Consider the following 24,836-nt stretch of genomic DNA (forward strand, 5'->3'; position numbering starts at 1 on the left):
CGAAAGCCGGGCTATGGTCGGACCTTGACCAGGTAAGCTCGGTCCCACTGCAAATATTCACGGGCCAGGGCGGTGATGTCGTGCGGGGTTGTTTGCTTGGCCTGTTCAATCATGTCCAGGGAATGGTCCAAGGTGAAGCCTCGGGACAGGTTCTCCGCCGCTTCATGGGCCCTGGCAATCAGGCGTTGCCGACCGCGTTGATAGTCGCCCCAAAGCAGGTTCTTGGCCCGGTCCAGATTCGCTTCCGGGAGGCCCCGGTCAATCAGATCGCGGACCACGTCCTGGAAGCCGTCGATAGCGGCCTCTTCGTTGTCCGGGGCGGTTCCGATGTAAAAGGCCAGAAACCCGGCCAGGGTCTCCTGCCAGAGCAGGGCGGTCACGGAATAGGCCAAGCCGCGGACGTCGCGCAATTCACGGAAAAGCATCCCGGACTGTCCGGCCAGGACTTCCCTGAGCAGGTTCAGGCCCGGGGTATGCTCGCTGCCCAGGCCCGGCAGGGGAAAGACCACCAGGATGTGGGTCTGGTTGCGATCCTGAAGCTGGAGCGACAGCTTTTGTTCCTCGCCCCAGTGTGGAGATCGGGGAGTGGGAGCGGCCATGACGTCCCGGCGAGCCAGGTTTTCGGACATGGTCAGCAGGGCGTCCCGGTCCAGATCTCCGCAGGCTGCCAGAACCCAGGGCCGGTCCTTCTGACGATCCCAAAAGGAGACGACCTGTTCACGGGTGAAGGCCGTGACCGCGCTCGGTGCGCCGGAGCGCTGGTAGCCGTAGGGGTGTCCGGAAAACAGGAACGGAAAGGTATTGCGCAGAGCCAGACCCACAGGGCTGTCCTCGGTCCTGACGATGGCCGCGCATTGTTCCTGCTTGGCCCGGGCCAGCTCTTCGGGCAGCCAGGCCGGTTCCTGGACCAATTCAGCGAAGAAGGACAGCATTTCCGGACTGAACCGGGTCGGGAAATGGATGTTCAGATAACATTGCTCCAGCCCGGCCCCGGCCGCCACCCGGGCCGACCTGTCCGCCAGAAAGTCTTGAACCTGCACGGCGTTTTTAAAGTGCGTCCCCTTGGTCCAAATCCGGGCAGTCAACTCGGACAAGCCCTGCTCTTGGTCGGCCAGCAACAGGTCGCCTCCGTTCCAGCACATGGTCAGGCCCATGTAGGGTAAGGATGCATCAGGCAGCAGGACCAGTATCCGGCCGGGCGCCAGGTGGACGATCTCCGGCTGGTGACGACCGATGTGGGGCGCGGTGGCGATCTCGGTGGTTCGGGAGGGCCGTTTCCGGATCAGCGTGTCGCGCAGATTCTCCGCGGCCAGAGCTTCGGGAGTCGGCGTGAAAATGGAACAGACCAGCCCGTCCGTCCGGACATGGGCGCGGATCACATCCCGTAATTGTTCCTGGTCCATGTTTTTGATCATGTGCAGGTAGATCCGCTCGGCCTCAAAGGACAGCTCATGAAACTGGAAATAGCCCAGTTTGGATGCCATGCCGGAAAGGGTTTCCTTGGTCTGAAACAGGCCGTCTTCCATGTTCAGCTTGGCCCGGTTCAGGGCCTCCGGGCTGAAACTCTCCGGGGCCAAATCGGCCAGCACATCCGTCAGGCCGGTCCAGAGGGCCTCGATATTGGCCGGGTCCAACTGGGCCTGGATGGAGAGCATCCCCGCTTCGTCCAGGGTGGTGGCTGAAGCGGAGATGGTGTCCACAATCCCTTGTTCATACTTGAATTTACGGTACAGCAGGGAGGTCCGGTCTCCGCCCAGCATATGGGCCAGCACGTCCAGACCCACGCTGTGCACGTCCCGCAGACCAGGAATGGGCAGGGCCAGGAAAAAATAGGATTTTTGCCAGGGTCCCCGATGAATGGCGATATGTGGGGCCGAGCCGCCCGGTACGCACTCGCCCGAACCGCCCTGAGCCGCATCTCGGGCAGCATTGTGGCCGGGCATGAACGGATTTGGGCAATGGACAAAATGACGTTCGCCGTGGTTGGTCAGGTGGCCGAAAAGCTCCCGAGCCTGCTCCAGCACCTCTGCGGACCGTACGTCGCCGCACAGAACCAGGACCATGTTCCCCGGCTGATAGCGGGACCGGACATAGGCCGCGAGGTCGTCCCGGGTGATGGAGCGAACCGTTTCCGGAACGCCGATGATCGGCCGGGCATAAGGCGTCCCGGCCCAGATGCGTTCCTGAACGGATTTGAAAATCCGGCGGTGCGGATCGTCGTCGCCCTGATCCATCTCGGCCAGAATGACTTGGCGCTCGGACTCCAGTTCCTCGGGGGCGAAGGAGGCGTTGAAGATCATATCCTGGATCACGTCCAGGCCCATGGCCCAGTGCTCCGCGGGCAGATCCACGATGTACATGGTGGAGTCGAACCCCGTGGCCGCGTTCAGCTCTCCCCCCAGGGACTCGACATCCGCGGCGGCCTGGCCTTGAGCCCGCCGGCTCGTCCCCTTGAAGACCATGTGTTCGAGCAGGTGGCTGATTCCGCCCTGTTCCGGGGCTTCATGGACCGAACCGGCCCGGACGAACAGCCGGATCGAGACCAGGGGGAAACGGTCGTCTTCGTGGACGAGCACGGTCAGGCCGTTGGCCAGGACGTGGACCTGGGTCCCTGATGCAACCGGAAGCGGCGTCTCGACAAGGGCTAGGTGGGAAGTTGCGGAGCGTGAAGCAGGGTCGACGGAAGAAGGGCTGTTCGCCATGGGCAAAACTCGATGGATGGTGAAGGTGAAAAAGGGGTGAGGGTTGAATGGAAAAAAGGCACGGACGCGGATCGTCCGTGCCTCTTTTCGCGAAGACGTACAGGCCGTCGTCCATCAAGAAGATGACGGCAATTTTTGATTAGACTTTGCAGGCTTCTCCGCCCTGGCAGTAGACGCGAATGAAATCCGCGACATGCACGCCCAGGTGGATGCACTCGACGCCCTGAAGACATTTTTCGGCGTCTTCCTGTTCGATGTGGGTCTTTTGCTCGCTGCCGTCTTTTTTCAGGGAGACCACCCAGGCCTTTTTGGCCTCGTCGAACGTCGTGGTCATGGTCACGCCGTATTTTCCCAACTCAGGGTAAAAACCTGAAATTTTGGCCAACAGTTCCTTGGAATCCACGCTCATAAGACCTCCTTGCGATGAGGGTTCGATGTCCGTGCATGATGCCTTTTGGTCGAACATTTAAGAAATGCACATTCAAAATATTGCTTTTTTAGCATGGGGGATGGTTTCAGGCAAGATAAATCCCAGGCTGCAAAGCTTGCGTACGTCACGGTTGAACGCACCCCGTCGGTTCGGGGAGAGGATGTCGCGATTGTTGGAGTGTATTTTCGCTGAGAGCAGCAAAAGCAGGTTGGTTGACGATCATGTAAATGTAAATCGGGCTGATTTCCGCGTAGGCCTCGGGTGAGAGCCGTTCTTCCAACAATTGCATCCATGTGTCCAATTGGGCCGGCCAGTAGGTGAGTCGAAAGCCGTGGGAGCGGTAGGCCTGAAAAACCCAGAGCACGGTGTCCACGAGGTTTTTGGGGTCGTAGAGCCAGAGCAGGGAGGTCATGAACCGGGCGTGGTTGCGGTGGTTGTCCTCCATCATGGCCGTGTTGTTTTTGCCTATCAGGGTGTCGATGTCCGCCCGTGCGGACATGCGCTGGTTCAATTCCGCGGCCAGGGCCGGTGCCAGGGACTCGAATTCCCGGGCCGTTTGTCGACTGGAGGGCGTGATGCGCCCGGCTTTTTCGATCAGTTCCTCGCGGGTCATGAGTTTGCCTCCTGTGCTTCCTTCGCCAGCCGCAGGATGGTCGCGAACTGGGACTCGGTCACGGGCTGGACCGAAAGCCGACTGCCCTTGCGCAGCAGCTCCATGCCGGCCAGGTCGGCCACGGTGCGCAGCATGGGCAGGGGCAAGGGGTGGGTGAATTTGCGGACCAGCCGGATGTCCACCATGTCCCAGACCGGTTTGTCCGGGGTGGATCTGGGATCGAAGTGGTCGCTTTGCGGGTCCCAGGCCGTGTGGTCCGGGTAGGCCTCGCGGACGATCTCGGCCAGGCCGACCACGGATGGGTTGGTCTGGCTGTGGTAATACAGGGCCTGGTCCCCAACACGCATCTCGCGCATCAGGTTCCGGGCCTGATAGTTGCGCACCCCGTCCCAGAAGGTGGCCTGACCGGGGGCCGCGGCCAAGTCGTCGATGGAAAAGCAGCCGGGTTCGCTTTTCAGGAGCCAGTACCTGGGGGTGTTTCTGGGGTTGTTGCTGGGCATGGGCGTCTCGCTGGATCAGGACCGGGTTTCCACGGTATAGGTCAGTAGGAGTTGATCCTGTTTACTGGAGGGCGGGACGTCCAGGGTGAAGCGGGTGCGGCGGGCGTCCAGGCGTTCGTGGTCGTGGCTGGAAGAGGTGATCCGCCAGTCGCCGAACAGGGTGTCCTCCAGCAGGATGCGTTGCGGCTCGTCCCTGCTGTTGCGAACCCGGATCTCCCAGGTGTAGCGGATCACATTGCGGCCCAACTGCTCATGGGCGGTCATGGTCCGCTCCACGTTGACGTCAAAGGCCTGGCCCATGCGCAATTCCACGTCCGCGTCCCTGGGCGTGTGGTCGATGCGGTCCTCGCCGATGAACAGGGTGCTGTCGTCGCGGCTTTCCTGATAGGCCCGGACAATTCCCTTGGGCAGGGGCAGACCCAGTCCATTGGCCTCGGCGTTCTTGAAGGTCAGAAACACGTCCACGCCCTGTTTGATAGTCCCCTGGCCTGGGTTGGGATAGCCGCCGAAACGGGCGATCAGCTTCTTGTCCAGAGTCATTTCCGGGGCTTGCAGCAGACTGACCTGCTTGGTCTGGCGGTTGGCGATGTCCACCGGACGGGGCAGGCTGTAGAGGTGGTATTCGAAGAATTCCTCCTGCTGCATCTGTTCCGCGGCCATGGGCGCGGCCCGGGTCATGTCCCGGCGCATCAGCGTGGGTTCCGGGCGGACCACGTTCACCTCCCCGGCCACCAGCTTCAGGGCGGCCTGGTCAAAGGCCATGCCCGACTGATTGTCCAGGGTCACCCAGCCGGACAGCGCGGCCCGTTGGTTGTCGCGGTCCACCTTGAGTACGTAGTCGGCCCGCCAGTTCATGCCTCCGGCCAAATAGGAGACGTCGAGAAACTGCCGGGGCGGTCCGTCGTTACGCACCAGCCAGACCAGTGTCGGCCGGGGTCGCAGCCCTGCGGGCATTTCGGCTAGGTACACGGCGTCATGATTGCCCACGAAAATCTGATCGTCCACCTGGAAGATCGGCCGGTCGTTGTTGGCCAGGAGCACGGCCTCCCGGAGCACCGTGGCTTTGCGGTCATGGGGATCGGGCAGCACGACCTTCAGCGTCTGGCCCACGTAGCGGTCCAGCAGGCTCTTTACGCTGATCAGGTCGTACTCGTAGTTCATGTCCAGGACGACGAAAGCATCGGGCGCGGTCAAGGAACGGACCTGCAAGGTAGGGGCCTCGATGGTCTCGGCTACTCCGCTGAACTCCACCAGCCCGGAGCCCGAAGGCAGTTCCACCTCCCGGACTTCGTTAATCAAAGCCTGCCCGTGGTTGTAGATCGTGACGGTCAGGGCCGTGCTCTCCTCGGCCCAGGACGTCCGGCCGAGGAGGACGCAGCATAAGAAGAGAGAAATGGTGATCAGGGTTTTCATGGCGAACCTCGGTGTTTGAAATTGCCTTCGCGCCTTCATCTTATTCCACTTTGCTTCAATAGTGGCCTTGGAATCATGATCGAAATCGGTATCGAAATCGAAATCGAGAAAAAAAGGAAGTCGCTAGAATGACAACGATAGCGATTTCGATACCGATTTCGATTTCGACTCCAAGCTTGGCTTAGCTGTTCAAATCACAACCCCTTCTCAGCCATATACGTTACCAGATCACCAACCCGGCAGGAATAGCCCCATTCGTTGTCGTACCAGGAGTAGATTTTGGCCATGTTTCCGGACTGAACCATGGTGAAGTCGGCTTCCACGATGGACGAGCGGGGGTCGCCGATGAAGTCCGAGGAGACCAGCGGGGACTCGGAGTATCCGAGGATGCCTTTCAAGGGGCCTTCGGCCGCGGCCTTGAGCAGGGCTCGCAGGTCCTCGGTGGTGGTGTCCTTTTCCAGTTCGCAGACAAAGTCCACCAGGGAGACCGTTGGGGTGGGCACGCGGACCGAGTAGCCGGAGAACTTGCCGGCCATTTCCGGGATGACAAGGGCCACGGCCTTGGCCGCGCCGGTGGAGGTGGGGATCATGTTGCAGGCCGCGGCCCTGGCCCGGCGCAGGTCGGAGTGTGGCAGGTCAAGGATGCGCTGGTCGTTGGTGTAGGCGTGGATGGTGGTCATGGTGCCCTTGCTGATGCCGTACTTCTCGTGCACGACCTTGACCACGGGGGCCAGGCAGTTGGTGGTGCAGGAGGCGTTGGAGATGATATGATGCTTGGCCGGGTCGTAGGCGGCCTCGTTCACACCCATGACGATGGTGATGTCCTCCTCCTTGGCCGGCGCGGAAATGATCACCTTCTTGGCTCCGGCCTCGATGTGCATGGCCGCCTTGGGGCCGGTGCGGAAGATGCCCGTGCACTCCACCACCACGTCCACTTTGCGCGAGGCCCAAGGGATCAGTCGGGGATCGCGTTCGGCGAAGTTGGTGACCTGGAAGTCGTCGCCCACCAGCATGGTGTCGCCGTCCACGCGGACTTCGGGCTCGAAGCGTCCGTAGCTGGTGTCGTGGGCCACGAGATGGGCGTTGGTCTTGATGTCGAACAGGTCGTTCACCGCCACGACCTCGATGACGTCGCGATGATATTTCCACATGGATTTGAGAACCTGCCGCCCGATGCGGCCGAAACCGTTGATGCCGACACGTATTTTGCTCATGCGTTCCTCCGAACGGATGTCGAGTTGCTGGGTTGGGGAAAAAAGAGGAAGGGCAAGTGGGCGTTTTTCAACGGACTATCAATCAATCCTCGAAGACTTGGTAGATATAGTCGTTGGCCAGTTCGCTGGCCCGTTTGAGGGCGTGAAACATCCGGGCGTTTTCCAAGGCGATGCCGCACAGGTTGGCGATGCAGCTCAGAAATTCCAGTTCTTCCTCGGTGAAACTGCGGGTTTCCCCGGCGTAGACGCGGAGGACGCCGATGACTTTGTTGCCCTGGGCGGTGAGCGGCACCACCACGATGGAGACCAGCCCTTCTTCGGTGGCCTGCTGGGGGTACTGGAAACGGGGGTCGGTCCGGACGTCGGCGATGTACACGGCGTTCCCGGCCAGGGCTTCCTGATCCAGCTTGCTCTTGGCCACTTCCACGGGGCCTTTTTGGGCGTAGCGTTCGCTCAATCCGTAGTAGGCGTCCGGCTTGAGGATCTCTCCGGTCCTGTTCAACAGACGAATGAAGCACCCCTTGGCGTTCATGGTCGTGGCCACCTGTTCGACGATCTGCCCGAGGACCACTTTGGGTTCCAACGACGAGTTGACGACCTTGGCGATCTTGTAAATGGTCTTGTAAAATGCTTGTGGTTCCATAGCTGTTCCTGCCTTTGCTGAATTGTCCACGTGCATGCGACCGGGCCACATTGGCGCTGGCGTCCCGTTCGCGGCCTCTTTTCGCTCATCACGCTTGGCTATAACAATGCGTCCCCTTCCCGGAAATCACGGTTTTTTTGTCTTCACAAGGGGACGATTTTCTTAAACTAGTCTAGGCGTTTTTGCATTGCAAGGGGAGGGAATTTGAGAGGTTTCGAGGCCAAAAGACCGGTGTGGGCGTGGCTGTACGGCGATGCTTGATTGCCGGATGATCCGGGATTTTGTAGATGCTTCACATTACGGACAGCAACCTGTTTCCCGGAGTAAGTCATGTTTACGCGCACGATCCCGTCCACGACTTTGATTTTTTGCCTGACCTTGGCGTGTTGTCTTTTTCTCGTCCTCCTTGGCCCTCTTTGCGTGGCCGAAAGCGCTCCGTTCCAGGATCTGGGGCGGATTCAAGAGCAGGCCTTGGCCGGGGACGTGGAATGCCAGCATCGACTGGGATTGATTTACGGGGAAGGTCGGGGAGTGCCTCGGGACCCGGAGTCGGCGTTCTACTGGTTCAGCAAGGCCGCGGATCAAGGCCATCTGGAATCCCAGGTGAATCTGGGAGCCATGTATGCCATGGGAGTCGGTGTGGAGCTTAATTATATGCACGCGGCCCACTGGTACAGGACCGCCGCGGAGCGCGGCCATCCGGAAGCCCAGAACAACCTGGCCATTCTCTTCGAGGAGGGGCTGGGCTTTGCCGTGGACAAGGGCCAAGCCGTGCAGTGGTATGTTCGGGCCGCGAAACAGGGATACCCGGAGGCCCAGTACAATCTGGCCCAGTTGTACCTGGAGGGCGACGGCGTGGATCGTGACCCTCAGACCGCCCTGGACCTGCTCATGGCCGCCGCGGAAAGCGGCTACGTCCCGGCCCAATACCATGCCGGATATCTCCTGGAACGGGGCGACGGCGTGGAGCCGAATCCGCGCCGGGCCGCGGCCTTCTACATGATGGCCGCGGAACAGGGGTCGCCCCTGGCCCAGCTCAACCTGGGGCTGATGTATCTCACAGGCCAGGGGGTCTCTCAGGAAAACGTTCTGGCCTATAAATGGTTCGTTTTGGCCTTGTTCCAGGGCGTTGAACAGGCCGCGGAAGCCATGCACCTGGCCGAACTGCAAATGACCCCCGGCCAGATCTCCGAAGCCCGCCGTCAGGCCGAAGAATGGGTGCTCCGGAAACGGGCCCAGTGAGACGGCCATGCACATCGTCCTGTACGAACCGGAAATCCCCCCGAATACCGGTAACATCGCCCGGCTCTGCGCGGCCACGCAAACCCCGCTGCACCTCATCGAACCGTTGGGGTTTTCCATTGAAGACAGATATTTGCGTCGAGCCGGGCTGGACTATTGGGAGCACGTTCAGGTCCGGACATGGCCGGACTGGGCCGCGTTTCTCCAGAACAAGGAGCCGGGGCGACTGGTGTTCACCAGCGCCCGGAAAGGCGCGGCGCACCACCTTTTCGCGTTTCAGCCGAACGACTTCCTGGTCTTCGGCCCGGAAACCAGAGGCCTGCCCGAGGAGCTGCTGTTGGACGACGCCCTTTGCGTGCGCGTGCCCATCTGGGGCCAAGTGCGCAGCCTGAACCTCTCCACTTGCGCCGGCATCGTGCTGTATGAGGCTTTGCGGCAAACCGGGATACCGCCTGAAGCGTCTGGTCAGTGAAGCCAATTCCAGCGGCCGGAATCAACGTCAAACGGCCCCGGCAGCAATTGCTGCCGGGGCCGTTTGACGTTGCATGGATCGGCGGGATTTGCCGTCAGGCGCTTCCGGTCTTTTCACCGACCACGCCCTGTCCGGCGGTGGGAAAGGGGCAGGTCGTGCCCATGGCTTGTTTGTGGGCTTCTTCCTGCTTGTTTTTGCGGTGCTGCCAGAGCCCCAGGAGCACGACGATGCCGATGCCCAGGGCGTCGCTGAGCAGGTTGGGCTGAAAGCAGAGGAAGGTGGCCCCGCCGAAGATAATCCATTCCAGGGTGGTCGTGCGTCTGACCAAGTAAAACATGGACCAGGCCGAAAAGGCCACCGTGCCGACGGCCGCGGCGAAATAGACCGCGGCGATTTCGGTCCATCCGGAGTCGCCCACCACTGCCTCGTCCCAGCCGATGAACAGGGTCATGGCGGGTTCGTAGGCAAAGAGGAACGGCATGACGTAGAGCAGCTTGGAAAACTTGAAGGCCGTCCAACCCGTCTTCCAGGGGTCGGACCCGGCTATGGCCGCGCCGGCGTAGGCGGCCACGCAGACCGGCGGGGTTATATTCGAATTCTGGCTGAACCAGTAGACGATCATATGCCCGGCGATCAGGCCCACGCCCATTTCGTGCAGGGCGGGCACGGCCAGCACGGCGACGATCAGGTACGAGGCCGTGACCGGAACGCCCATGCCCAGGACCAGCGAGGCCAGGGCGATGAGCACCAGGGCCGGGAGCAGGTGGCCGCCGGACAGGGAGATGATGATGTCCGAGAACTTCAGGCCGATCCCGCTCAGGGCGATGGTGCCCACGATGATTCCGATCACGCCCACGGTGGCCCCGATAACCAGGGTACTTTGCGCACCGGCGACCAGAGCTTCCCATATCTGTTTCGGCCCCATCCGGAATTCCGGATCGAACCAGCTGATGACGATGCAGGACAGCGTGGCCCAGAACGCGGCGTTACCCGGAGAGTAGCCGTACAGCATCATGGCCACGATGACCACCAGGGGCAGACACTTGTACCAGTGTTTCTTGAAGATGGCCGAGGGCGAGGGCATGTCGTCCAGGTCCAACCCCTTGATGTTCAGCTTCTTGGCTTCGAAGTGGATCATGGTGAACACGGATAAAAAGTACAGAATGGCCGGAAAGATGGAGATGAGCATGATCTGCACGTAGGGCGTGTTGGTCAGCTCGGCCATGATGAACCCGCCCGCGCCCATAATCGGCGGCATGAACATCCCTCCGATGGATGCAGCCGGTTCGATGGCCCCGGCCACATGGGGCCGAAATCCGGCCCGTTTCATCAGGGGGATGGTGAAGGCCCCGGTGGTCACGGTGTTGGCGATGGCCGATCCGGAAACCGAGCCGAAAAAGGCCGAGGCAATGACGCAGACCTTGGCCGGCCCCCCCACGGCCCGACCGGCCAGGGCCAAAGGCCAGTCGATGAAAAAACGGCCTACGCCGGATTTTTGCAAAAATGCGCCGAAAAAGATGAACAGGATGACGTAGGTCACCAGGACGCTGGCCATGACCCCGAACACCCCGTCCTGGGTCAGATAGATATAGGGGGCCAGACGGTCGATGTCGAAGCCCCGGTGGGCAATGGCTGAGGGGAAATACGGTCCGAAGTAGCCGTAAACCAGGAACAGCAGTCCGCCCATGGTGATGGACCAGCCCAGGACGCGGCGGCAGACTTCCAGGGAGATGATGATCCCCACCACGGAAACCCAGATGTCCATCTGGGTTTCCATCCCGGTGCGATAGTTCAGGTTTTCGAACTCAAATATCCAGTAGCCCACCACCCCGGCGGCGACCAGAGCCAGCAGTATGTCCACCACCGTGGGCCGGGTCTGGTTGGATCGCCTCCAAAACGGGAAGGACAGAAAGATCATGATGTACGTCAGAAAAACATATACGCCGCGGTGATACTGGTCACCCACCGGACGTACCCCGGCGGCGTAAAAATAGAACACGACCATGCACAGCCCCATGATGGAGACCAGCCATTTCCAGAAACCGGTCAGTTTGCGGCCGGTCTTGGCGTCCTTGGACTGGATTCGTTTCAGTTCTTCCTTGCGGGCGGCGGACATATCCTGGAGCTGAGGGTCGGTCATTCGTGAGTCTCCGGGCTTGGGGTGACTGGGGAAGAGCAAAAAGGACGCAATAATCCCCGGAACGCCTCAAGGCGTCCGGGGATTGTCGTCGTAAGGTTACGCGAGAACTAGCTGAATGCTGAAAAAACCTTATCCGACAGGCCGTTCAAAAACCCCAAGCGCAAGGAGCGAAAACAGTTCAAGGTCGAAGCGTATTGGTTCATACGTGAGAGTTTGAACTGGTTGCGGTGACGCGGCGATTGGGAGTTTTTCAGCGGGCTGTTAGGGCTTAAGTTCGTCGGGAATGGTCAGGCCCTGCTCGGTCCAGAACTTGTAAGCCCCGGGATGCAGGGCAACGGAAGCGCCGGTCAGGGCGCCCTGGACGGACATTTCCCGGGCCGCGGCATGGGCCGTGACCATGTGCTGCAAGCCTTCCGGAGAGTAAATGATCTTCAGGGACTCGTAGACGATGTCGTCGCTGACGCCGGCGTTGGTCATCCAGAAGGTGGAATCCTGAAAGGTCACAACGGGCTCGCCTTGGCCGCGGTAGGTGTCCGCTGGAATTTCGACCTTGGCGTAGAAGGGGAAGGCGTCGTAAAAACCGCTTTCCTCGGCGTCGTGGTGCAGGTTAACGAGGGCGATGTTGTCCTGGGTCGCGGCTTCGATGATGGAGGCATTGGGGTAGCCGACGAGGACCCAGAAGGCGTCGATCTTGCCATCCCGGAACGCCGAGGCTGCCGGTGAATAGCCCAGGAACTGCGGGCTGATGTCGTCCCAGAGTTCCATGTGGCGGAAAAAGCGCTCCGCGGCCAGGGCCGCGCCGGAACCGGCGTTGCCCACGGCGACGCGCTTGCCGACCAGGTCTTTGGCCGAGGTGATCCCGGCATCCCCGCGCACGACCAACTGGGCCGGAGCGCCGTACAAATAGCCCATGGTCCTCACGTTGGTGTACTGGCGGTCGTCGTTAGGCAGTTGTCCGGCCCGGCCGAGATAGGCGTCCCCGGAGTAGACGATGCCGAAGTCCACCTGACCGGCATGCAGGCGGCGGAGGTTTTCACCGGAACCGCCGGAGCCTTCGGAGGAAATTTCCACGTTGGGCAAGGCCCTGGAGAGATAAATGGCTATGCCGTTGGCGAAGTAGTTGAACGTGCCTCCGGTGGGCCCACCGCCGAAGGCCAGAAAGGTGCTGCGTTGGGCCGAGGCGGGGGAGGTTCCGATGCACAGGGCCAACAGCGCCAGTCCCGTCAGGACGATCTTCAATTTCGACTTCATCATGCTCTCCTTGGCTGGAAGGTTTTGGGAGGGGTTCCTCCCGGATTGCCATTGAAGACTCTTGCATGGAGAATCGAACTTTGGTCAAGGCTCACCCATGAAAGGAGGATATCGACCGGTAAACGATCGTCGTGTCGGGTTGAAAAAACAGGAGATCACGTGAAATTATGAACAAGGGGATGCGCGGATAGTCGCGTTCTCAGTGATGCGGAGCCTGAAGCTGAGATGAGGCTCGTGAAGGAGGAGTAGAGGTGAACACCGTCGCGCAAGGCTTGGGTCACGACGGACAGCAACCCCCGGTCTGTCCGGGGGCTGGGAAAACCGGCGCGAACGGAGCTGGTTCGGGCTGAGGCCGGAGGAGGGGGATGGTCAGTTCAGAATATAGCGCATGGGGTCCACGGGGATGCCGTTGAGGCGGACCTCGTAGTGCAGGTGGGGGCCGGTGGTGCGTCCGGTGTTGCCCATGTAGCCGATCAGCTCGCCTCGGCTGACTTCCTGGCCGGCCTTTACCGCGAATTGCTGCAAATGAGCATACAGGGTGACGATCCCCGCGCCGTGGTCAATGGTCACCGTCAGGCCGTAGGCTCCGTCGCGTTCAGCGGAGAGTACCCGTCCATTGGCCGAGGAGTAGATCGGAGTTCCGACGGGGCCGGCGATGTCCAGGCCCTTGTGCATCTCCCGACGATCCGTGAACGGGGAGCGGCGATAACCGAACTCCGAGGTGACCCAGCCTTCGGTGGGCCAGATGGAGGGAGTTGATGCGAAAAAGCTCTGGTTGTCCCGCAACGTGGCCAGCAGTTCTTCCTGGCGCAGCTCTTCGAGTTTGGCCTCGGCCTGGAGCTGTTCCAGGAAGCCGTGCATCTTTCTGACCAACAGCTCCTGGCGGTGGGCCGTCAGGTACTGGTCCGAAAAATCCATCCGTTCAACTCCGCCCAAGGGAGTCGTAGTCGGGACATGGCCGGGATCAAGGTTGGCCATCACCCGAACCTTGGCGTTGAAGTCCGCCACATGGAGTATTTGGTCCTCCAGATTCTTGATTTTTTCGGTCAGGGCCATGAACTGGCGTTGCTGATTTTCCAGGTCCCGCTGCGCCTGTTCCAGCCTGGCTTGGGCCGTGTCGGTTCGAAGAGTCGTGTTGTAGAAGTAGGTATTCAAGGCCAATGAAGACAAAAAAATACCGGCTACCAGAAGGCAGACCCAGATGCGAAGGGTAAAGGTCTTGCAGGTGCCGGCATTATCCTTCAATAAGAGGATCTGGTATTTTTTTCGAATCATTGTGCTCTCGGGGTGCTTTGGGGTGCATTGGATGCTGAAGAGGCGGCGTTCCTCGGGAATGTCACATTGAAGAAAGCGCTTTATTCCATATTTGATTCATTTTGCCCGGCGAAAAATGGTGGTCTTGATGGGCATGCGCTGAGACGAGAAAGCGTTGGAGGGTGGAGTTTCATACTCGGTCGAGGATGATATCCGAACGGAGGGCAATGAAAAAAGAAAAAGCCCGGATGTTCGTCCGTTATTCGTTCGTGTGGCGGACAAGAGGAAATCATTCGACCGCTGGTGCCTCACGAGTCGTCATTGCAAATGCTCACCTAATTGACTTCGATGCAGCACGTCAAGCTGCCAACGTTTCAGTGCCCCATAGACGCTGCCGTGCATGGCGGAATCCTGGGATAAGACGGTCCGCAGCCAGGCCTCGGTTCTTGATCGTTCGCTATTGGTGGCCGACGGGCAGGGGTTGCTCCACACTTGCAGCTTCCACTGGGCCGCGGCGCGGCGGATCGTAGGCTTTTCCAGCAGCAGCAAGGGCCGAATCAGGACCAATTCTCCGCCGAAATACTCCTCCTTGGGCGACAGCCCTTCCACCCGTCCGTTGCGAAACAGATTCATGAAAAAGGTCTGCACCAGGTCGTCGGCATTGTGGCCCAGGGCCAGATGGGTCAGCCCATAGTGCTTGCACAGCTCGAAGAGGCGCTTGCGCCGGTGCCAGGCGCACAGAAAGCAGGGCGAGTTTTTTCGGTTTTCAGGGCCGTGGGCCATGGGGCCGTAGTCGGTGACCTCAGCGTGCAGGGCCACGCCGTGCGCCGCGGTCCACGGCGCCAGCGGAGCATGGCTGGTCGCGTCGAACCCGGGGTTGAGGTGAATGGCCATCACCTCGAAGGGGAACGGAACGATGCGCTGGCGCAACAAGAGCACTTGCAGCAAAACCCAACTGTCCACCCCCCCGGACACGGCCACCCCTACCCGTGCTCCAGGCCAGATCATGCCCGTACGCTGCATCAACAGGCCGGCGGGGCCGAGACATTTTTTCTGGGCAAAGGTCAATTTTCCAAGGCGACTCATGAGGGGTTCCTACTCGGGATGGTCCAGGGGAAGACGACGGTCAATGGTTAAAAGCGTCGGTTGGTACCCATTTTCCATAAGATCGGCAACAGCATCCTTTACGCTCACAAAGCATTTTCGGCCTTCAGCCGGTACAATATTTCCTGGACGTCCCCAGGCATGTTGGATTTGAGGATACTCTTTCCGCCAAGTAACTACTCAGCACGTTTTCACGGCAAGACAAGCCGGAACGCAGGTGAGTAGTTACTCCGCCAATATGCGGACCATCAATTTCGCTATGTCAGGAGGCAGGCGACCTCTCTGCCTTTGACCGGCTTCAGTTCGGGCCGAATGCGGGTGCAGTCGGAGCAGGCTTCCGGGCACAAGGGGGCGTAACCGCATCCATGGTTTTGGCCGGACGAGGCGGGCGCGGCCCGCCCGGCACCGGCCGGTGCCGGGCGCTTTGATCTCAACACCAGCCGCGAAGGGTCCGAGGCGATCAGGCGGCGGGTATACGGATGGACCGGCGCATCGAGCACGGCATGGACGTCGCCGCTTTCCATGATTTGACCCTTGTAAATGACCGCCACCCGCCTGGCGATGAGGCGCAGGGTCGCGATGTCGTGGGAGATGTAGACGTAGGCGACGTTGCTTCGTTCCTGGGCCTGGCGCATCAGGCAGAGAATGTGCGCCTGAACCGAACGGTCCAGGGAGGCCAGGGGCTCGTCGGCCACGATGAGCTTTGGGGACAGGGACAGGGCTCGGAGGATGCCGATGCGTTGGCGTTGCCCTCCGGATATCTCGCTGGGCCGACGGGAGAGGATTTCGGGTGAGAGTCCGGCGAGATCGAGCAACCGCTCGGGCTCGCCGGACTCCTTGCCCGCATTGTTCCCGTTGCTTCCCCTATGCCCCCCATTGGCCATGGCGCTGGATGAGAGTCCATGCACGAGCAAGGGTTCAAGCAGCAGCTGTTTGATGGTCAGGCGTGGATTCAGCGAACCGTCGGCATCCTGGAAGATCATCTGCACGTCGCGTCTGAAGGTCGGGCCGGCGCCGTTCAGGGAGCGCAGGTCTTGGCCCTGAAACAGGATGCGACCTCGCGTTGGCGGTATCAGACGGGCAATGAGCCGCCCCAGGGTGCTCTTGCCGGAGCCCGACTCCCCCAGAATGGCCAGGGAATCGCCGGCCTCCAGGCTGAGGCTCACGCCGTCCACGGCCACGGTGGTCCGACGGCGGAACAGCCCGGACTGGAAGCGCTTGACCACGCCTTCCAGTTGAAGAAGCGTCCCGGCATGGGGGTTCAGGCCAGATGGCATCGACAGCCCTCCCGGATGTCCAGCGGTTGATGAAGGCACTGCTTCAGGGACTTGGAACAGCGCGGCTGGAAGCGGCAGCCCTGGGGATAATTGATCATGCTCGGAGCGCTGCCGGGGATGGGATGGGGTTCCGAGCCCGAAAGGGCGCCGAACAGGGCCTGGGTGTAGGGGTGGCGTGGTGAAGTGAAGACAGCGTCGGTGGTTCCCGTCTCCAAAAGCTGCCCCGCGTACATCACGGCCGTATTGGCGCACAGGGTTCTGGCCACGTCGCAGTCGTGGGTGATGAGCAGCAGGGCGCATTTGCCGCGACTGACGGTTTCATGCAGCAGTTCGATGATCTGGGCCTGCATGACCAGGTCCAGGGAGGTGGTGGGCTCGTCGGCGATGAGCAGCCTGGGTTTTCGGGCCAGAGCAATGGCGATCATCACCCGTTGCTGCATGCCCCCGGAAAGTTCATGGGGATATTGGCGGGCGCGTTTGGCGGGTTCGGGGATGCGCACTTCCTCCAGGAGGTGCAGGGCCCATTCCCAGGCCTGGTCATGGGCCATGCTCGTATGCGCCCTGGCCGCCTCCACGATCTGTTCGCCCACCGTAAACGCGGGCGCGAGATAGCCGGCCGGCTGTTCGAAAATCATGGCCATGCCCCCGCCGCGCAGCCGCTCCATCTCCTTTTCCCGGATACTCAGGACATCGTGGTTCTCAAATCGAATAGCGCCTCGCACCCTGGCCGAACCAGGCAACAGGCGCAACAGGCTCAAAGCCACCACGGACTTGCCGCAACCGGACTCGCCAAGCAGACACCAGGTCTCGCCGGGGGCAATATCCAGACTCACGCCGTCCACGGCGCGGACCACGCCCTCTCGAGTGGGGAAATGCACGAAGAGATCCCGGACATTCAGCAGGGACATGATCACCTCAGCCACAATTCCTCCCCAGCCGGGCGACCGGGACTGAGCACGTCCCGCAGGCCGTCGCCGACAAGGGTGAATGCCAGGGTGGCCAGGACAATGGCTCCGCCGGCGGAGAGCGCGATATGCGGGGCGATGGGCAACACGGTCAGTCCTTTCTGGAGCATCCCGCCCCATTCCGGCGTGGGCGGGGGGACGCCGAGGCCCAGCATGCCTAGTCCGGCGATGCTCACGATGCGTTGGCCCATGCCGATGGTGGCGATGGCTCCGATGGGTTCGAGCAGGTTGGGCAGGTAGCAGCGCCGGATCAGGTACCAGCGGCCGGCGCCGATGGCCCGCGTGGCTTCCACGAAGGTGCGTTGGCTGATGCTCAGGGCCGAGTTGCGAACCACCCGGGCGTACTTGGGCCAGCCCGGAAGGATCAGGGCCAGGGCGATGCTGCCCGGGCTCGGTCCCAGAATGCCGACGATCACCAGAACCAGGACCATGGTCGGAAAGGAAAAGAAGCAGTCCGTCGTGCGCATCAAGAACCCATCCATGCCACGCACGAGCACCGCGGCCAGTCCGACGGTCACGCCCACCAGCAGGCAGCCCACGGTAATGGCGCCGGCCAGTCCGATGGTCGGCTTGATGCCGTAGAGCAGTCGGCTGGCCACGCACCGTCCCAGGCTGTCCGTACCCAAGGGGAATTCCTTTGAGGGGCCGCTGAGGCGTTTGGACAGGTATTGCTCCTGGGGGGCGTGGGGAGCGATCCAGGAGGCGAAAAAACCGGCCAGCAGCAGGAGAGCCAGAAGCGTGCAACCCATGGCAAAACCGAGGAAACCGGCGGAGCGGGCGTCAGTGGACGGCTTCGACATGTCGCGTTCTCGGGTCCAGGATCCATTGCAGGATATCGACCCCCAGGTTGATCAGGACGTAGATCGCGGTAATGGCCAAAACACAACCCTGGACAACGAAGATGTCCCTGGAATTGACGGAATCCACCAGCAGGCGCCCCAGCCCCGGCCAAACGAAAATGACCTCCACCACCACGGCCCCTCCGAAAAAATAGCCGAACTGGGTTCCAACGTAGCTGCTCAAGGGGACCAGAGCCTGGCGCAAGGCGTGTTTCCAGACGACCACGCGCCGGGTGAGCCCTCTGGCCTTGGCCGCCAACAGGTGTTTTTCTTCCAGAGCCTGAATCATGCCGGCTCGCATCAGACGCGCGGAAATGGCCGCATTGGCCAGTCCCAGGGTCAGGGCCGGCAGAATGATGCCCCGCATATCGGTGAATCCGGCCACAGGGGTCAGGCCCAGGGATATGGAGAACACCACGATGAGGATCAGGCCCAGAAAAAAATCCGGAACGCAACTGAGGAACAGGGACCCGGCCAAGGCCGCCCGGTCCAAAGGCCGCCCCCGATGGCGGGCGGCAACCACTCCAATGGGCACGGCCAGCAGCAGGACCACTGCCAAGGACAAGCACGCCAGGGCCGCTGTGGCTGGAAACACCCGCGCCAGCTCACGGGTCACCGGGCGGCCGGTCAGATAGGAATGGCCCAGGTCGCCGGTAAGCACTCTCCCCAGCCAACTCACGTATTGCACGTGCAGCGGAGCGTCCAGGCGCAGTTCCCGTCGCTGCGCCTCGATGGCCTCTTGCGAAGGGGTTTCGATGCCCGTCTTGGCGGCCAGGGTGATGGTGGCCACATCGCCGGGACTCATGAGCAGGGCGAAAAAGGCCAGCAGGCTGACCCCGAAGAGCACCGGGATCATGGCCAGCAGCCTGCGCGCCAGAAATCCGATCATATCGTGATCATATCGGTTTAACGGCGCTCACGGCATGCGACGTCCAGCCGCCGCCCATGAGCCAGCTCCGGACCGGGCCGTCGGTGATCCGGTCCACATCGGTGTCCACCTCGCGCACCTCAAGGCCCTGTTCCGTCAGGCATTCGGCAACTTCCTCGGCGCTGATGCGCGGCAGTTTGTCGTCGAAGTTGGCGTAGCACGCATCCCGCCAGCCCGGTTTTCTTCCGGTCAGGAAATAGTCCGTAAGCTGACCCCGCCAGCGCGCCGCCCACCCCTGGCTCAAAACCCGGCCGTCGATGAACGCGGCGATGCCGCCGGGCTTGAGCACACGGGCCGCCTCGGCAATGGCCAGGCGAGGGCGCGGCAGGGTCCAGAGCACCCAGCGGCTGACCACGGCGTCCACGGTGGAATCGGGCAGGTCCACGGATTCGGCGTCGCCCTGCCGGAGGCTGACCCGGTCGCTCAGGCCCCTGTCGGCCAGATTCTGCCTGGCCCGGTCGAGCATGTCCTCGGACAAGTCAAAGCCCAGCACCTGGTATCCTTCCGCGGCCAGGATCGACGTGATGAAGCCCGTTCCCGCCCCCATCTCCAAAACCGTCGCGCCGGAAGGCACGCCCTGGAGCATGCCCCGAAGCAGATTTCGCCAACCCTGGTCCTTGGAAAGAAACCGGTAGGCGTCGTAGGCCTTGGCGTTGGAAGCGTTCCAGCGCTCCGAGCGCATGAATTGTTTGACTTCCTGGTGCGACATCAACGCAACCCCACGTGTTCCAGGCCCAAAGTGTGCTCAATGGTGTGCATCCTGTAGCCGGAGACCCTGTTGGAGACCAGGTCGATGTTCACATAGTAGTTCAGGTAAGCCATGGGCATGTCCTGCTCAAGGATGATTTGCACTTCGTCATAGATCTTTTTTCGCTCACCTTGATCAAAGGTCGTCCTGGCCGCCAGGAGCAGCTCGTCCATGCGGGGATTGTTGTAGCGGAACGCCCCCCAGCCGTCCTTGGCCGTGTTTTCGGAGAAGTAATCCAGCATTAGATTGTCGTCCGGATCAGGCACAAAAAGCAGTCCTCTCCCCATCAAGTACAGATCGAAGTCCCCGGCATTTCTGGTCTGTTCCGCCGCATTGACCTGCAGGGAGACGATGTCCGCGGCCATGCCGACTTTGGCCAGTTGCTGCTGGATGACCTCGGCCATGGGCGGCAGCTCCGCGCGTTCCGGGTAGGTCACGAGCCTGACGCGCAGGGGTTTGCCGTCCTTTTCCAGGATTCCGTCCTTGTTTGCTTCTTTCCAACCTGCCTGGGCCAGGAGTTCCCTGGCGGTCGCCGGGTCGTGCTCAAAACCGTCAAGTTCCGCGTTGGCCCACATGATCTGTGAAGGGAAAAGGGTCCGGGCCGGTTCGCCGATGCCGTCGAGAATCGCGTCAACGATTTCCTGGCGATTCAGAGCCAGGTTGAGCGCCTTGCGCGCCAGTGGATCGGAAAATGGTTCCCGGGTGAGATTGAAGGACATCATCCGGCAACGGCCGATGGGCATGGCGTGGATGGTGAAGTCCTTGGAATTGGCCAGGGAGCGCGCGGCATCGGCGGGCATGATCATGGCCACGTCCAGTTCGCCGCCCCGGAGCATGGCCAGGCGGGTCAGGGCTTCCGGAACCACTCTGTACACAACCCTGTCCACCTTGGGTTTGACCGTCCCCCAATGGGATGGATGGGGAACGACGACCACGTTCTCCCGGAGTTCCCAGGAATCGACCATGAAGACGCCCGTGCCTAAAGGCTTGATGACTTCGCCGGCGGCGTCGAAGGATGCCGGGGCCAAGGCGCCGGCTTCGCCCCTGGCCAGATAGGCCGCCAGCGGCGAAAAGGGCTTGGAGGTCCTGAAGATCAGCGTCGCGTCGTCCGGGGCCTCAATCGTCTCCAGCGGGACGTTCTTCAGCAGTGCTCCTTTCTCCATCAGCCGTTGCAGGGCCTTCAGGTAAACCGGGGCCGTCAAAAGGGTGCCGTCATGGAAAGACACCCCGTCGCGCAGGGTGAAGGTCCAGGTCAGTTTGTCGTCGCTGACTTTCCATTCCGTGGCCAGATTGGGAAGCACGTTGAGCTTGTCGTCCACGGCGGTCAACCCTTCAACCACGCCCAGGCGGGTGAACAGATAACCGTCGACTTGCGGATCCATGGTTCTCGTGGCCCACTGCGCGCCAACACGCAGGGTCTTTTCAGCGGCCGAGGCAAATCCGACGGTCAGGCTGAACACGACGGCAATCAGTAGTAGCACGCGATACAAATACTGTTGCATTTTACAATCTCCTGTTTGCATTTAGGCGAAATTGTGTTGCATAGTATTCGCAATCGTGCCATTGTGCAAGGCCGTCTTGGCTGGATTGAATAAAAAATGATTACGAGACGCAAAATGAGGTAAACAATCATGAATATCGACTGGAAAAGCGCCTGGAAGGATGCGGTTGCGCGGATGAGCAGCATCAGCCATGTCGGCTACTGGAACGAGCGCGCGGACGACTATGACGACTTCATCCGTACCAGCGAGTTTGCCTACGGAAAGATAATGGCGGATGTTCTGATCCAGGCCGACATGTTCGGTTCTGAGAGCAGAGTGCTGGAGATCGCCTCCGGGGTGGGCGCCGTGACCCTGCCTCTGGCCTCGCGCTGCGCAGAGGTAGTGGCCATCGAGCCCGCGCGGCGGATGGCCGACCGGCTCGCGGAAAATGCCAAGACCCACGGTTTGACGAACATTGAAATCCGTCGCCGGACCCTGGAAGAGGCCATGGGCGACATTCCCGAGAACTCTTTCGACTTCACGTTGATGTGCCATGCCTCCTGGCAGTTCCCGGACATGCTGGAAGTGGTCCGCTTCATGGACGCATCGAGCCGCAAAGGAGCCTGCCTGGCGGATACCGCGGGGTTCGACGATCAGGTCCAGGGCCGGATGTACAAGGCCTTTGGTATTGAGGCGGATTGCACGGACCGCTTTCCCTATCTGTACAACCTCCTCTACGCTGAGGGATACCGACCCAATGTACGGATGATCCCCCATGCCATGCGCCGATCCGTGGATTCGGCCCTGAGCATGTGGAAGCTGGTGCTGGGCAAGTACCGCGTTCCCACCGCGGAAGATCTCGCGGTGATCCAGGACCACGTGCATCAGCGGGCCAGGGAGGGCCTCTATGAAGTGCCTTCGGTCATGGCCGTGATGTGGTGGGATAAACGCTCAGGACTGGTGTGACCCGGGAAATCCTGGCTGGAGCCGAGCAGGCCTTTGGCCTTTGTCTCGCGGTCCTGCCGACCATGCTGGCGGGGTGTCTGGCCGGCAGCGCCTTTGCCAACTCCAGGTTCGGGCTCAAGTGCGGGGCGCTGTTCATGCCCCTGGCCCGTCTGGCCAGCCTGGGCCGGCTGCGCGAACCGATTGCCCTGTATCTCGCCCTGTGCTTCCTGAGTTTTCATTCGGCCAACGCCTATCTGGCCTCGCTGCTGCACAGGGGAATTGTCCAGAGACGCATGATTCTGGGCATCTACCTCGTGGGCTGGCTGCCCGCCAGCATGCATTTCTACATTTTCTACACCGCCCCCGTGCTCTTTCCGGGTTTCGGAGTCATGACCGCCGGTATCGTGATCAGTCTCTACGTGTTGGCCAGCGTGCTCATTTTTCTCTCCGGCGTGGTCCTGACCCGCATGACCGCTAGGCGATACCCGGAATCCGCCGCTACCACGACGCCGGGCTTGCCCGGCGAGCCACTCCGGCCCGGATGGAAGACCGTGCTCCGCACCGGCCTGCTCCAGTTTCGGAGTATTGCGGGGGTGTTCGTGCCGTGCATCTTCGCGGTGCAGATCCTTTTATCTCTCTCGTCGGCCCGCGCCCTGATGGACGGCGTCGGGGACATGCTTTTGCTGTTCGGCCTGTCACCCGCCGGGGCGCTGGTGACCGTCACGGCCCTGCCCAGCGTCATGGGCGGGTTCGCCACGGCCATCGCCTGTCTGAACGACGGGCTGTTGGTGCATGCCCAAATCCCGAAGGTGCTGATGATCGCCGCCATCGGGCACGCCTTTTTCTCGGCCTTTTCCTATTTCCTGCCAGCCAACGCGGCGGTCTTCGGCCCACGCTTCGGCACCAGGATCACCTTCTCCAGCCTGGCGGTCCGGGTTCCCAGCCTGGTGGTCGCCTTGGCCGTGGCCTGTTGCTTGGTGGTGTGACGTTGCGACGTCGCAAAACGTGATGGCCAACCAGCGCTTTGTGGCTTAGCCTTCCTTTCGAACTGCACCCACGATCTGTATAAAAACAGAATCATGCTCAGGCCGACGAACGCGGTGATGTACTCGGTGACGAAGGGTATTTAATATGACTCCACGAAGAGCCCCTCGCCAACTTACACGGTGATGGTTTTAGGTTGTAGGCCATAATCGGATTCCCCATTGGTCGCGACGGGTTGGAACGATCAAACGCCTCTTGTCACGGTCAGTGTTTTTGTTCCACCTCTTCAAAGCACGAGATGCAGTAGGTCTCTCCGGCAAAGCGCCGGGTGCGCGATTCCATCGTGGATTCGCCGCAAGCCGTGCAGATCAGACTGTCCAGGATTATTGCCGGGCGGGGCGCGGGGGCGGCCGGAGGGGCGACGGTGAACAGGGCTGTCAGAGGGACATCGAAGATGCGTCGGCGAGTCGTGGCCTTGAGCGACTTGGCTCGTTCCTTTTCATCTTCCGTGGCCTGACCGGAGAACACCTTTTTCATCAACTCCCGCATTTCTTCGCCTTCCGGCCCCATGGCCTCCCGCTGGAACATTGCGCGCAGGGCTTTGCCGTCACTAGCGCGGTAGAAGGTGAACGCCATTTTTCCCAGATCTTTGTGGATCAGGTTGCCTTTGCCGAGGGTGCAGCCGGTCAGCACCTGAATGCCGTCCACCCCGCACATGTCCGTTTCCACCACGGCGGTAATCGGGTTTTCGTCGTTGTGACCCAGCTCGCGCAGGCACAATTCCGCTGCGCGGATGCCGATCCACAGGCCTGGGCATTCATGGCCGTGAAAGTCCACGACCTTGTCGATGTGTTCTTGGGTCAGCGTGTCGTGCATGGGAGTTCTCCGGATAGATCCAGTAAAGTGTCAATGAATACATGGCTATTTCAGGGAAAAATTGAAGAAGCTCATGAGTTGCCGATAGTCGACGTCCGATGTTTCGGGTTCGACTTCGGTATGGGTGGCAAAAAAGGACTGCCATCCGTCCCCCGCAATCAGGATGTGGACAATGCCGTCCTTATCCGTGCGCGATTCTTCCTTGGACAGGCTGTATCTGACAGGACAATCCGGCAGGGGCTTTCCGTTAAACAGGACTTTCAGGATCAGCATATCACCTGGGAACAGATTGTCCTGTTCCGAGAGCGCGACGATCTCTAGGGGGATGTCGAAAGGTTCCCGCCAAAGCCCACCCGACGAAAAAAAGGTTTTGGAATACTGCGTTGACGTGAAGGCTGAAAGCACCTCGAAGCCTTGCTCCGCTGCCTCCGGTTTCGACAGAAATTTCTTGCCGTCCGGGGTGTTCACCCGATGCCCCCATTCCGCGGTCACGGCCAGGACCGCCGGGTTTACGCCGAAAGCGATCCGAACCCCGTCCGGCTCATTGAATCTTTCGATCTCCGTGCCCTGCCCTTTGCTGTCAAATGCCCTGATTACGGTAATATGGCGCGCATCAAAAGCGTCGATCCCGTCGGGAATCAGCCCCCGCCGGACATGATAGGCTTCCTCCCCGGGCTCGACCCACAGGTAGTGCGCAAAGGCCGGAACGGCGGTGAACAGACAAAGCAACAGCGTCCCGAGCCATAATCTTGTGTGGAGCATGACGTTTCCTTTATTGCTGATGCCCCTCCCGGGTCAGGCACTTGCACCGATCC

23 protein-coding genes are annotated in these 24,836 nt (G+C 60.9%); 4 read left to right on the forward strand and 19 right to left on the reverse strand.

Features of this window, described 5'->3' with window-relative positions; all coding sequences use genetic code 11:
- Nucleotides 1-11: 11 nt before the first annotated feature.
- From GY33_RS0109770 to GY33_RS0109800, 7 genes are all read right to left on the reverse strand, one after another.
- On the reverse strand, nucleotides 12-2,702 hold the full coding sequence (locus tag GY33_RS0109770) for a M16 family metallopeptidase (protein ID WP_084185038.1): 2,691 nt from the start codon (nucleotides 2,700-2,702) through the stop codon (nucleotides 12-14).
- A gap of 139 nt (nucleotides 2,703-2,841) precedes the next feature.
- Complete coding sequence (locus GY33_RS0109775; protein WP_031387160.1) at nucleotides 2,842-3,111, reverse strand: hypothetical protein; 270 nt, start codon at nucleotides 3,109-3,111, stop codon at nucleotides 2,842-2,844.
- Nucleotides 3,112-3,256: 145 nt separating this feature from the next.
- Nucleotides 3,257-3,745: a hypothetical protein gene (locus GY33_RS0109780; protein WP_035271735.1), complete on the reverse strand. Its 489-nt coding sequence runs from the start codon at nucleotides 3,743-3,745 to the stop codon at nucleotides 3,257-3,259.
- On the reverse strand, nucleotides 3,742-4,245 hold the full coding sequence (locus tag GY33_RS0109785) for an EVE domain-containing protein (protein WP_031387162.1): 504 nt from the start codon (nucleotides 4,243-4,245) through the stop codon (nucleotides 3,742-3,744). Before GY33_RS0109785 ends, GY33_RS0109780 begins: the two co-directional genes overlap by 4 nt.
- Nucleotides 4,246-4,260: 15 nt before the next feature.
- Nucleotides 4,261-5,658, reverse strand: a complete 1,398-nt coding sequence (locus GY33_RS0109790) for a DUF4139 domain-containing protein (RefSeq protein ID WP_031387163.1) — start codon at nucleotides 5,656-5,658, stop codon at nucleotides 4,261-4,263.
- Nucleotides 5,659-5,852: 194 nt separating this feature from the next.
- Entirely contained in the window at nucleotides 5,853-6,872 is a 1,020-nt protein-coding gene (gene gap, locus GY33_RS0109795; RefSeq protein WP_031387164.1) for a type I glyceraldehyde-3-phosphate dehydrogenase, read from the reverse strand.
- Between the two features lie 82 nt (nucleotides 6,873-6,954).
- Nucleotides 6,955-7,515, reverse strand: a complete 561-nt coding sequence (locus tag GY33_RS0109800; RefSeq protein ID WP_031387165.1) for a GAF domain-containing protein — start codon at nucleotides 7,513-7,515, stop codon at nucleotides 6,955-6,957.
- Between the two features lie 330 nt (nucleotides 7,516-7,845).
- On the opposite strand from GY33_RS0109800, the gene GY33_RS0109805 reads away from it, so the two are divergent.
- Both GY33_RS0109805 and GY33_RS0109810 read left to right on the forward strand, forming a co-directional pair.
- The gene (locus tag GY33_RS0109805) at nucleotides 7,846-8,757 is read left to right on the forward strand and encodes an SEL1-like repeat protein (RefSeq protein WP_051822484.1); all 912 of its coding nucleotides are present in this window, start codon (nucleotides 7,846-7,848) and stop codon (nucleotides 8,755-8,757) included.
- A 7-nt stretch (nucleotides 8,758-8,764) separates the two neighbouring features.
- Nucleotides 8,765-9,229, forward strand: coding sequence for a tRNA (cytidine(34)-2'-O)-methyltransferase (locus GY33_RS0109810; protein ID WP_031387167.1), 465 nt, complete (start codon nucleotides 8,765-8,767; stop codon nucleotides 9,227-9,229).
- Nucleotides 9,230-9,323: 94 nt separating this feature from the next.
- Here the strand turns inward: GY33_RS0109810 and GY33_RS19135 are convergent, their stop codons facing one another.
- From GY33_RS19135 to GY33_RS0109860, 10 genes are all read right to left on the reverse strand, one after another.
- Nucleotides 9,324-11,369 carry a TRAP transporter permease gene (locus GY33_RS19135; RefSeq protein ID WP_084185042.1) on the reverse strand — a complete coding sequence of 682 codons (2,046 nt, stop codon included), beginning with the start codon at nucleotides 11,367-11,369 and terminating at the stop codon, nucleotides 9,324-9,326.
- 261 nt (nucleotides 11,370-11,630) lie between these two features.
- Complete coding sequence (locus GY33_RS0109820) at nucleotides 11,631-12,623, reverse strand: TAXI family TRAP transporter solute-binding subunit (RefSeq protein WP_235185500.1); 993 nt, start codon at nucleotides 12,621-12,623, stop codon at nucleotides 11,631-11,633.
- Nucleotides 12,624-12,989: 366 nt separating this feature from the next.
- Complete coding sequence (locus GY33_RS0109825; RefSeq protein WP_031387170.1) at nucleotides 12,990-13,895, reverse strand: M23 family metallopeptidase; 906 nt, start codon at nucleotides 13,893-13,895, stop codon at nucleotides 12,990-12,992.
- 297 nt (nucleotides 13,896-14,192) lie between these two features.
- On the reverse strand, nucleotides 14,193-14,960 hold the full coding sequence (locus GY33_RS0109830) for a tRNA lysidine(34) synthetase (RefSeq protein WP_031387171.1): 768 nt from the start codon (nucleotides 14,958-14,960) through the stop codon (nucleotides 14,193-14,195).
- Nucleotides 14,961-15,235: 275 nt separating this feature from the next.
- Nucleotides 15,236-16,255, reverse strand: a complete 1,020-nt coding sequence (locus GY33_RS0109835) for an oligopeptide/dipeptide ABC transporter ATP-binding protein (protein WP_051822485.1) — start codon at nucleotides 16,253-16,255, stop codon at nucleotides 15,236-15,238.
- A complete protein-coding gene (locus GY33_RS0109840) occupies nucleotides 16,240-17,178 on the reverse strand; it encodes an ABC transporter ATP-binding protein (protein WP_152555155.1) in 939 nt (312 codons plus the stop codon). The genes GY33_RS0109835 and GY33_RS0109840 overlap by 16 nt, the downstream gene beginning before the upstream one ends.
- Nucleotides 17,166-18,020, reverse strand: a complete 855-nt coding sequence (locus tag GY33_RS0109845; protein WP_051822486.1) for an ABC transporter permease — start codon at nucleotides 18,018-18,020, stop codon at nucleotides 17,166-17,168. Before GY33_RS0109845 ends, GY33_RS0109840 begins: the two co-directional genes overlap by 13 nt.
- On the reverse strand, nucleotides 18,001-18,948 hold the full coding sequence (locus GY33_RS0109850) for an ABC transporter permease (RefSeq protein WP_031387175.1): 948 nt from the start codon (nucleotides 18,946-18,948) through the stop codon (nucleotides 18,001-18,003). Before GY33_RS0109850 ends, GY33_RS0109845 begins: the two co-directional genes overlap by 20 nt.
- 7 nt (nucleotides 18,949-18,955) lie before the next feature.
- Nucleotides 18,956-19,669 carry a class I SAM-dependent methyltransferase gene (locus GY33_RS19800; protein ID WP_161788463.1) on the reverse strand — a complete coding sequence of 238 codons (714 nt, stop codon included), beginning with the start codon at nucleotides 19,667-19,669 and terminating at the stop codon, nucleotides 18,956-18,958.
- Nucleotides 19,670-19,695: 26 nt separating this feature from the next.
- Nucleotides 19,696-21,237 (reverse strand): ABC transporter substrate-binding protein, encoded by a 1,542-nt coding sequence (locus GY33_RS0109860; RefSeq protein WP_051822488.1) that lies wholly within the window; start codon nucleotides 21,235-21,237, stop codon nucleotides 19,696-19,698.
- 129 nt (nucleotides 21,238-21,366) lie between these two features.
- On the opposite strand from GY33_RS0109860, the gene GY33_RS0109865 reads away from it, so the two are divergent.
- Together GY33_RS0109865 and GY33_RS0109870 are read left to right on the forward strand one after the other, a co-directional pair.
- Entirely contained in the window at nucleotides 21,367-22,182 is an 816-nt protein-coding gene (locus GY33_RS0109865; RefSeq protein ID WP_031387178.1) for a class I SAM-dependent methyltransferase, read from the forward strand.
- On the forward strand, nucleotides 22,179-23,147 hold the full coding sequence (locus GY33_RS0109870; protein ID WP_031387179.1) for a hypothetical protein: 969 nt from the start codon (nucleotides 22,179-22,181) through the stop codon (nucleotides 23,145-23,147). Before GY33_RS0109865 ends, GY33_RS0109870 begins: the two co-directional genes overlap by 4 nt.
- 262 nt (nucleotides 23,148-23,409) lie before the next feature.
- Here GY33_RS0109870 and GY33_RS0109875 read toward each other — a convergent pair whose 3' ends face one another.
- Together GY33_RS0109875 and GY33_RS0109880 are read right to left on the reverse strand one after the other, a co-directional pair.
- Nucleotides 23,410-24,021, reverse strand: a complete 612-nt coding sequence (locus tag GY33_RS0109875; RefSeq protein WP_031387180.1) for an FmdE family protein — start codon at nucleotides 24,019-24,021, stop codon at nucleotides 23,410-23,412.
- 45 nt (nucleotides 24,022-24,066) lie between these two features.
- On the reverse strand, nucleotides 24,067-24,783 hold the full coding sequence (locus GY33_RS0109880; RefSeq protein ID WP_031387181.1) for a DUF4198 domain-containing protein: 717 nt from the start codon (nucleotides 24,781-24,783) through the stop codon (nucleotides 24,067-24,069).
- Nucleotides 24,784-24,836 lie beyond the last annotated feature (53 nt).

This window comes from Desulfonatronum thiodismutans, assembly GCF_000717475.1.
Classification (GTDB): Bacteria; Desulfobacterota; Desulfovibrionia; order Desulfovibrionales; family Desulfonatronaceae; genus Desulfonatronum; species Desulfonatronum thiodismutans.